This is a genomic window from Ructibacterium gallinarum (assembly GCF_014982785.1).
In the GTDB taxonomy this organism is placed as follows: Bacteria; Bacillota; Clostridia; order Monoglobales; family Monoglobaceae; genus Ructibacterium; species Ructibacterium gallinarum.
The window spans coordinates 1-8,917 of sequence record NZ_JADCKB010000045.1; the positions used below are offsets into that span (position 1 = coordinate 1).

General features: G+C 37.2%; 8 protein-coding genes. 1 reads left to right on the forward strand and 7 read right to left on the reverse strand.

Annotated features, from left to right (window positions below):
• The first annotated feature begins 507 nt into the window (after positions 1 to 507).
• Positions 508 to 2,856: an anaerobic ribonucleoside triphosphate reductase gene (locus INF28_RS12395; protein ID WP_226393769.1), complete on the forward strand. Its 2,349-nt coding sequence runs from the start codon at positions 508 to 510 to the stop codon at positions 2,854 to 2,856.
• Between the two features lie 78 nt (positions 2,857 to 2,934).
• Here INF28_RS12395 and INF28_RS12400 read toward each other — a convergent pair whose 3' ends face one another.
• The 7 genes from INF28_RS12400 to INF28_RS12430 all read right to left on the reverse strand — a co-directional run bounded on the left by INF28_RS12400 (position 2,935) and on the right by INF28_RS12430 (position 8,484).
• A complete protein-coding gene (locus INF28_RS12400) occupies positions 2,935 to 3,753 on the reverse strand; it encodes an HAD family hydrolase (protein ID WP_226393770.1) in 819 nt (272 codons plus the stop codon).
• Between the two features lie 10 nt (positions 3,754 to 3,763).
• The gene (locus tag INF28_RS12405; RefSeq protein WP_226393771.1) at positions 3,764 to 4,558 is read right to left on the reverse strand and encodes a Cof-type HAD-IIB family hydrolase; all 795 of its coding nucleotides are present in this window, start codon (positions 4,556 to 4,558) and stop codon (positions 3,764 to 3,766) included.
• Between the two features lie 311 nt (positions 4,559 to 4,869).
• Positions 4,870 to 5,445, reverse strand: a complete 576-nt coding sequence (locus tag INF28_RS12410; RefSeq protein ID WP_226393772.1) for a dipicolinate synthase subunit B — start codon at positions 5,443 to 5,445, stop codon at positions 4,870 to 4,872.
• A gap of 3 nt (positions 5,446 to 5,448) precedes the next feature.
• Complete coding sequence (locus INF28_RS12415) at positions 5,449 to 5,739, reverse strand: hypothetical protein (RefSeq protein WP_226393773.1); 291 nt, start codon at positions 5,737 to 5,739, stop codon at positions 5,449 to 5,451.
• A gap of 158 nt (positions 5,740 to 5,897) precedes the next feature.
• Entirely contained in the window at positions 5,898 to 7,166 is a 1,269-nt protein-coding gene (locus INF28_RS12420; protein ID WP_226393774.1) for an integrase DNA-binding domain-containing protein, read from the reverse strand.
• Between the two features lie 80 nt (positions 7,167 to 7,246).
• Complete coding sequence (locus INF28_RS12425; protein WP_226393775.1) at positions 7,247 to 7,444, reverse strand: excisionase; 198 nt, start codon at positions 7,442 to 7,444, stop codon at positions 7,247 to 7,249.
• Between the two features lie 287 nt (positions 7,445 to 7,731).
• Positions 7,732 to 8,484, reverse strand: coding sequence for a hypothetical protein (locus INF28_RS12430; protein ID WP_226393776.1), 753 nt, complete (start codon positions 8,482 to 8,484; stop codon positions 7,732 to 7,734).
• Positions 8,485 to 8,917: the final 433 nt, after the last annotated feature.

The window sequence follows — 8,917 nt, forward strand, 5'->3', positions numbered from 1 at the left end:
TCCTCCTTTGATTTTTTTGGCGGTTGGCTAGACCTGCCTTTATTTTATCAAAGGAGGATGCCTTTGACTACTCATAGCTAAAGCTTTTCGGAACCACCGGCACTGCCGGTGGTTTTCTATATACAAAAAATGACGCCGGATTCATCGAGAAACCGGCGTCATTGCTTGCTTTTCCCGCAATCGCTCTCTACCGTACCTTTGTACGCCGACGAAAGCGATTGCGGAAAATCTAACTTCCTTTTTCAACATCTGTCAGCGTGTCGATAAAGTATCGACACGCTGAGGCGGAAACTTTCATACCGTTTCCGCCTTTGTTACAAAAATGTAATATTGTTTTTTATTTTTTCTGTTGACTTTCCCATTCAACAGGATTATACTATATATGCACCATTTTTCTGAATCAAATCACAATATATGGTATTCAGCGCGGTAATGTAAAGAAAATTTGGATCAGATGCAGAAATTCCGCGCTTTGATTTTGCAAAAAAAGAATCGGAGGTAAGAAAGATGATTAAAACCATCGTAAAACGCGACGGCCGCGAAGTAGGGTTTGATATTGAAAAAATCGCAAGCGCAATTTATCGCGCAGCCGAAGCCATTGGCGGAAAAGATTACCAAACATCCATGGATTTGGCAAAGCAAGTAAGTGAATACATCGAAGAGCAAAACATTGTACGACCTACCGTAGAACAAATTCAGGATGCAGTGGAACATATTTTAATTGAAGAAGGGCACAGCCGGACAGCAAAGGAATTTATTTTATATCGTTCCCAACGCACCAGAATTCGGGAAATGAATACACGGCTGATGAAAGTTTATGAGGATCTCACTTTTAAACCCGCAAAAGACAATGATGTCAAACGCGAAAACGCCAATATTGACGGCGATACCGCCATGGGCACCATGCTGAAATATGGCTCGGAAGGTGCAAAACAGTTTTATGACATGTTTATTTTGGATCCCAAGCACTCAGAGGCACACCGCAACGGAGATATCCATATCCACGACCTAGACTTTCTGACCCTGACTACAACCTGTTGTCAGATCGATTTAAAGACCCTGTTTGAGGGCGGATTTTCTACCGGACACGGTTTCCTGCGGGAACCCAATGATATTGCCAGCTATTCCGCTTTGGCATGTATTGCAATTCAATCCAATCAAAATGACCAGCACGGCGGGCAAAGCGTTCCAAACTTTGACTACAGCATGGCTCCCGGCGTTGCAAAAACCTATCGTCGCCGTTTCACTGAAAATCTAGGTCGTGCATTGGAACTGGAGCTAGATCGTGAAGACGGTCAGACATTGGCTAAAGAAATTATTAACAAAATTCAGGAAGAAACCGGCGAAGTTCCCTGTTTGGCCAATGGCGAAAGCTATCAATCCCTCTTGGCTGAAAAACTGGAAGAATACTTTACCGATGAGGAAGATCGCCGGCATGTTTGCACTTTTGTAACCAAGGCCGCCGTCCGCGAAACAGACCGTGCAACTTATCAGGCTATGGAGGCGCTGGTACATAACTTAAACACCATGCATTCCCGGGCAGGCGCTCAGATTCCCTTTAGTTCATTAAATTACGGGACAGATACCTCTCCAGAAGGCAGGATGGTAATCAAAAACGTTTTGCTTGCCACTGAGGCGGGTCTTGGAAATGGGGAAACCCCGATTTTCCCAATTCATATTTTTAAAGTAAAAGAAGGCATTAGTTATAACCCAGAGGATCCCAACTATGACCTCTTTAAACTGGCATGCAGAGTGTCAGCCAAACGCCTTTTCCCTAACTTCAGCTTTCTGGATGCTCCCTTTAACCTCCAATATTATAAAGAAGGACATCCCGAAACCGAAGCGGCATACATGGGATGCCGCACCCGTGTCATCGGCAATGCATATGATCCCAGCCGCGAAATCGTGTACGGCCGCGGCAATCTGAGTTTTACCTCTATCAACTTGCCTCGTATTGCCATTAATGCGCACGGTAATGTGGAATGGTTCTTTGAAGACCTGGGAAGAAAAATCGATCTTGTTATTGACCAGCTTTTAGCGCGATTTAAAATTCAATGTTCCAAAAAAGTCCGCAACTATCCTTTCCTCATGGGACAGGGTGTATGGATTGATTCTGCTGATTTAGGCCCGGATGATTCCGTTGGCGAAGTATTAAAGCATGGAACACTCACAGCCGGATTTATCGGCCTTGCAGAATGTCTGAAAGCACTGATCGGCCAGCATCACGGTGAATCCACCACAGCACAGAATCTGGGGCTTGAAATCGTTGGTTATATGAGACAGAGAATGGATCAAGCCACCGCAAAATATGGACTTAACTTTTCGCTGATTGCCACACCTGCCGAAGGCCTTTCCGGTCGGTTTGTCAAACTGGACAGAGAAAAATTTGGTTCTATTCCCGGTGTAACTGATAGAGAATATTACACCAACTCTTTCCATATTCCAGTATACTACGGTATCAGCGCATTTGATAAAATCCGTCTTGAAGCGCCCTATCATGCTTTAACCAATGGCGGACACATCACTTATATCGAACTAGACGGTGATCCCACCACCAATTTGGAAGCCTTTGAAAAGGTCATTCGCTGTATGAAAGAACAAGGGGTAGGCTACGGGAGCATCAACCATCCGGTTGACCGCGACCCGGTTTGCGGTTATACTGGCATCATCGGAGATGTCTGCCCCCAATGCGGCCGCACCGCCGAAGAACATGAATCCAAGCCCGGATTTGAACGGATTCGCCGGATTACAGGCTATCTAGTGGGTACGCTTGATCGGTTTAATGACGGCAAAAGAGCCGAAGAAAATGATCGCGTCAAACATATGCAGATTCATGAAACCGAACCAAACGAGTAAAATTTAAAAGCACTCTACGGTTATTTTCCGTAGAGTGCTTTTAAAAAACAATGAAAACATTCGATTGAAACAATTTCATCACATTTCCTTCTGTGAGATCAATCCATAATGCAACAAACCATGAAATACTCCCTCTTCTTCCACCGTTCCTGTCACATACTCTGCAATGTCATCTAACGGAGGCACATGAGGGGTCATGGCAATGCCGTGCGCCACTGTCTGCAGCATTTGGAGGTCGTTATAATCATCTCCAAAAGCATAGGTATTTTCTTTGGGAATCTCCAAATATTTGATGAGTTCCTGGATCCCGGATGCCTTGCTTGTCCCACGCGGAGCAACATCTGCTGCTATTTCATACCGGTGAGGTGTAATCTCAAAATCTTTTGCAAATAACGTTTGAATACGCTTAAATTCTATTTCATCATCACAAGCAATCTGTAATTTGCACACCCGAAATGACTCTGGCTCTGTTAAATCGGTAATCGGATAAAAACAATCATAATTTTTTGAAAGACGACCAGTCAATCCCTGAAAAGTCCGGTTTCCCGCTAGTGTCGTAAAGCACTGCTCGGAATTTTCAAGAATATATCCAAATCCGTGGGTATCCATATATTTCATAAAGTGCTTTAGTACTTCTGGCTCCACAAATTTTTCAAACAGGATTTTACCATCAACTTCTGCGACTGCCCCATTACAGGTAATATACCCTTCAAAAACATCACCCAGTACCGGCAGATAATTCCTGGTGCGGCCGCTTGCAATGCAGGTTAAATATCCCTTTTTGTTTAAACTTGCAATCGCTCGCCTTGTATTTTCCGATATAGTATCAATACCCCGTTTTGTTTCAATCAACGTCCCATCTATATCAAAAAAAACTGCTCCACTATACTTTTTCATAAAGTTCCCTCTATATTAAACCTAAATTTTTTAGTCCGCAATAAACACCGTCCTCTTCTACACCACCGGTAATGCTATCTGCGACTTCATCAAGCCGTGGAGCATGAGGCGTCATGGCAACGCCATGGCCCACTGTCTGTAACATTTCAAAATCATTTCCATCATCACCGAAGGCATAAGTGTCCCGGATATCAAGGCCAAGATAATCAATAACAGCTTGAATACCAGTAGCTTTGCTGATATTTTTCTTTCCCACATCGGCCGACAGATTCCGATGATGCTGAATAATGGCATAATCTTCTCCGAACCGCGTCCGCATGTTTTCAAACTGCTCCATTTGATGAAACGTAATCAAAATTTTATTAGTTTTTAGCTGCGTCAAACTCTGAAGCGGCGAAAAACAGTCCGCCGTAATATGGAAATGCTCCATCAATTCCATAAAATCTTCTACAGCCTCCGGCTGGTAATAACAGCGCTGAGACCCCTCAAGTTCAAAACCAATCTTCTCTTTTTTCATATAATCTACCAGTTCCTGTAGCTGAGGCAATGCAATATAATCATTAAAAATCTCTTTTCCCTCCACTTCTGCCACAGCACCATTACAGGTCACATAACAGTCAAAGTCAATTCCTGTTTCAGGGATATAACACCGGGCACGTCCTGTTGCAATACCCACCAGATAACCATTCTCCTTTATTTTCATGATAGCTGCTGCTGTTTTTAGCGTAGGTGTATAAATTTTTTTCCGTTCATCCACCAAGGTCCCGTCCACATCAAAGAAAACGGCTCCTTTATAATGTTTCATGCAAAGACCTCCTTTATCATCTCCTCTATTATACTTTATTTTTTAAAAAAATCAAGCAAAAAGCATAGTTTTTACTTATTTTTTACCTTCCTTTTCCTTCCATACAGAAAATATTAGAATAAGTCGTAAAACATATCAGCAATTGCACTATACATATTTGCTGTTTTCTTTATTATTTCAAATGTTTATTTTTTACAATAAAATACCAGAATGGAAATAAGGCAGGAACGCTTTAAGCTTCCTGCCTTAAATCATATAGCATACTGCACCATGCGTCAAGTGTCTCTTGCTTTTCTTATTTCTGCTATTCATTACATTAAAACAGGCTGAAGCTGTTTTTCCTGTAAAGCAAGTTCGACCGTCTGCGGTATTTTATCAAAATGTGCTACCAAAGAATTTTCCTTTTCCATATAATCATCCTGTCCAAACGGCACCATAAAGATATGTTTTCGAGCCAGCAAAATTCCAATATTTTTTGCATTTGCTCCCAATCCATCATTGGACGAAACTGCAATCACAACTGGCCTATTATTGCGCAGGTGCGATTTTACTGCCAAGGTAACCGCACTGTCTGCGATTCCCTGTGCCAATTTGGCAATTGTATTTCCAGTACAAGGCGCTATTACCAAAACATCCAGCAATTTTTTCGGTCCAATCGGTTCCGCCTCGGTTATGGATGCAATCACATTGTGACCGGTTATTTGTTCTAACCGCAAAAGATGCTGTCCTGCATTTCCAAACCTTGTATCAGTTTGCGCAGCATTTTCCGAGCAGATGGGAATCACTTCATAGCCCATATCCACAAGCGCCTTGATTTGGGGAATGACTTTGGAAAAGGTACAATAAGAACCAGTCAGAGCAAATCCTATCACAGCTCCGCTGTCCATTGGCTACACCCCCAATTCCTCCAAAATATTTACAATGGTTTCCTTCATAATATCTCCCGCGGTATCAGGCGCCACCTTCCCCGGAAGGGATAATGCCCAGATTACCTTTCGTCCGAGATTGCGCGCCGTCTCAAAATCAACACCTCCGGGTCGCGATGCAAGATCAATAATTAAGCTATTTTCTTGTACTTTGGACAGAAGCTTAAAATCCAGAATCATTGCCGGGATGGTATTAAATATGATATTAAACCGCTCCATGTAGGATGGAAGGCTTGAAATAGAAATACCATGCATGCCGTTTGCCTTTATCCATGGTAGCCAGTGTTTATAGATATAACTTGTTATAAGTCCTTATATCTACATTTTTACGCCATTTTTTGTAATCATATTTTATATAAGTTTTTATAAATTCTTATATCTTCACAGTGAAAAGTGGTAAAAAAGTGGTAAAATTAATTGATCTTTATTTTACCTTCAAGATTAAAAAAGCTTTCGACTTTCTTTTCAATGGTGGCTTCATTATAAACGTCCATAGTCGTTGTTATGTCGGCATGTCCCATTATTTCCTGTATAACTTTTATATTAGTTTCATTTTCACAAAATCTTGTGCAAAATGTATGCCGGAGATTGTGAACACTAAAATGTGGTATAATAACAGGTTCCCTCATTTCACGAATAGCGTTTTCTTCTTCTTGTTGATTGCATTTTATTCTAATACTTTCCAAGACTTCATTAATTTTTTGTGGAAAAATAACGGTTCTAACCCTGCTTTGAAAAATAAAACCAGAATATCCATCAATAACAGACGTATTAAAACCAATTTTCATTTGTCTAAGTCTTTCTTCTAACAATACTTTTTTAACATCTTTTAACATTGGGATAATCCGAATTGAATTTTTCGTTTTGGGAGTTGTTATATGAAATTCGTATTTCCTATTATCTTGTGGCCTATAGGTAAGAATATGATTGATGCTAATAATAGATTTTTCAAAATCACAATCTTCCCATCTTAATCCGATAATTTCTCCAACTCTGCAACCTGTGCCAAGAAATACCGTAATTAATGGAAGCCAATGATTATACATAGTGTTATTTTTACAAAAATCAATCAATAATTCTTGCTGTGGAATTGTTAGTGCACGACGTTTAATATTTTCAAAATTGTTAGCTTTTTTAATTTCATATATAACACCAGTGGTAGGATTGTATCTTATATCACCATTTCTAACAGCAACATTAAACATTTGGTGAAGAATATTATCAATAATCTTTATGGTTCCAATTTTTAATCCAAGTTTATCTACAAGATAAATATAAAAATTCTTAATATCTATATATTTTATATCATACATTTTTTTATTTCCTAAATTATCTTTAATATATTTTTCATATAGATATTTATAATTTACTCGTGTAGACGTTTTTAATTCATATTTGGAATTAATATATTCTTCATAATATTGATTCAAGGTTGTATTTTGAGATTTTGCTGGATCAATTCCATCTTCTAAATCCTTTTCTATTTTTCTTTTCATATCCCTTAAAGATTCTTCACATTTTTTACCATTTGGAATTTTATCAGTCGAAACCAATTTCCAACTATATATACTATGTTTCACCCCATTTCTATCAATATATCTGTACTCATATTTGCCATCTGGACGCTGTCTTTCATTTGAAAGCAGTATTCTGCCTTTGTTATCTCGTCTTTTTTCTGACATAAATTAACATCTCCAATCCGAGATAACTATAATATGTATTAAATATAATAACATAACGTTCTCCTTATTTCAATTATTAATTAAATATTGTGCATGTTATTTATAACATTTTCAAATTTTTTTCTTTTAATTTGTGGTCTATTCCCATTCCACAAAATAAAATCCGCATTCCTATTTTCATTTATTATTGTTCTCAACTTATTCTCACCTATCCGAAAATAAACCGAAGCTTCTTCAATAGTTAAAGTAAATTTTTCCCAAATAGGTATATTATTCATCCAAACACCACCTTTAAAAATATTCTACATGGGAGAAATAGATTTTACTATTTCTCCCATTAATATTATATTTATTAATATTATATTTATTAATATTATATTTACCTAAACTTCTAAATTCTCCGATCCCCCTTTCGGCATCTTCAATTTTACTTACTTCGATAAAATCAGTGATAAAAAAGAGATGACTACAAGCTGTGTAATTCTATCATTTGGATTAACGATTTTATTTTCGTTAATATTATTCCTTAAAAGATTTTATTTTAATAATCTCAAAGTGCAAAAAATCATTTAAAAAGCGCAGATTCATGCCTTTTTCTGTTTTGTATCATATTTTTTTCGCATAATTTTAATAATTTATCTACTTTTTCATCAGACATACTACTCTCTGTTCTTACAAATAAACGCATATTTGTATGCCAACATCCTAATACATCTCTATACCTTGGTAACGCCTTTGTTTTCATCAACTTCATATATTCTAATTTATCAATATAGGTTTTAACCTGTCTAAAATCCATATGAAACACTTGCTCCAGCATTCCAAGATACGAATAAAATCCCATATTATATCCTTTTTCATCTAAGGGGCGCATTTTGCTTAGCAGATACAAATAGAAATTTAATAATGTATATCGCACCTTACGTTCTCTATGTCTCATAATCTTATTTAAGATGTCTAAATTTATCATTACATAAGATTCCGCATTTGTATAATTCAATTTCAATATGCCGGATATAAATTTATTACCATAAACATTACCTGTAATTGGTTCAAATATACCCTGTTCAATAAACTTATCCAAACTTTCCCTTATCTTTTCTTTTGCCGAACCAACAGCTTTAAAATCCTTATACCCAGCAAACATAAAAATATCTTCAAAGGAAAATCTACTTATCCCATCGTACCCCCTGCATATATACAAATACGCATATAAATAATTCCTATGTACGCCCAACTTTTCATTCTCTATTATCTCATTTGGAATTAAGATACTGATATTTTCCGGTTCTTTAACAAACGCTTTAAACTTCTTCACGTTAAATTTCCTCACTTTCTTTTTACTTTTTATTATAATGAAAAATATCTTTACACTTCATTAGTACAAATTTTAAAAAATAATTTTTAATAATTTTTTTGTTTTTTTAATTTTTTCAAAAATTTTTTAAAAATCTCCTAAATTTTTCCAAACCATGTTATGATGTAATAAAATTTTAAGTTATAACCACATATATTCTATAGCTGAAACCCATTTCATAAATAATAGTACTAAATAAAGTAACAGTATCTTTATTGAACTCACTTTTTATAAAAAATAGCATCCAATTTGTTAAAAAAGAGTTATTGTTGTGGTCAAGCATTTTTGTAACACAACAACCTAATTTTGCCACAGAACTTATACAGCTTCATAGCGTGCCTCGAAAGGTGTTTTGTAATTATTATAAGAATGAGGACGTACATGATTGTAATGC

Coding starts and splice junctions, on each gene's coding strand:
- INF28_RS12395 (WP_226393769.1), top strand. CDS start 508: ATGATTAAAACCATCGTAAAACGCGACGGCCGCGAAGTAGGGTTTGAT.
- INF28_RS12400 (WP_226393770.1), bottom strand. CDS start 3,753: ATGAAAAAGTATAGTGGAGCAGTTTTTTTTGATATAGATGGGACGTTG.
- INF28_RS12405 (WP_226393771.1), bottom strand. CDS start 4,558: ATGAAACATTATAAAGGAGCCGTTTTCTTTGATGTGGACGGGACCTTG.
- INF28_RS12410 (WP_226393772.1), bottom strand. CDS start 5,445: ATGGACAGCGGAGCTGTGATAGGATTTGCTCTGACTGGTTCTTATTGT.
- INF28_RS12415 (WP_226393773.1), bottom strand. CDS start 5,739: ATGCATGGTATTTCTATTTCAAGCCTTCCATCCTACATGGAGCGGTTT.
- INF28_RS12420 (WP_226393774.1), bottom strand. CDS start 7,166: ATGTCAGAAAAAAGACGAGATAACAAAGGCAGAATACTGCTTTCAAAT.
- INF28_RS12425 (WP_226393775.1), bottom strand. CDS start 7,444: ATGAATAATATACCTATTTGGGAAAAATTTACTTTAACTATTGAAGAA.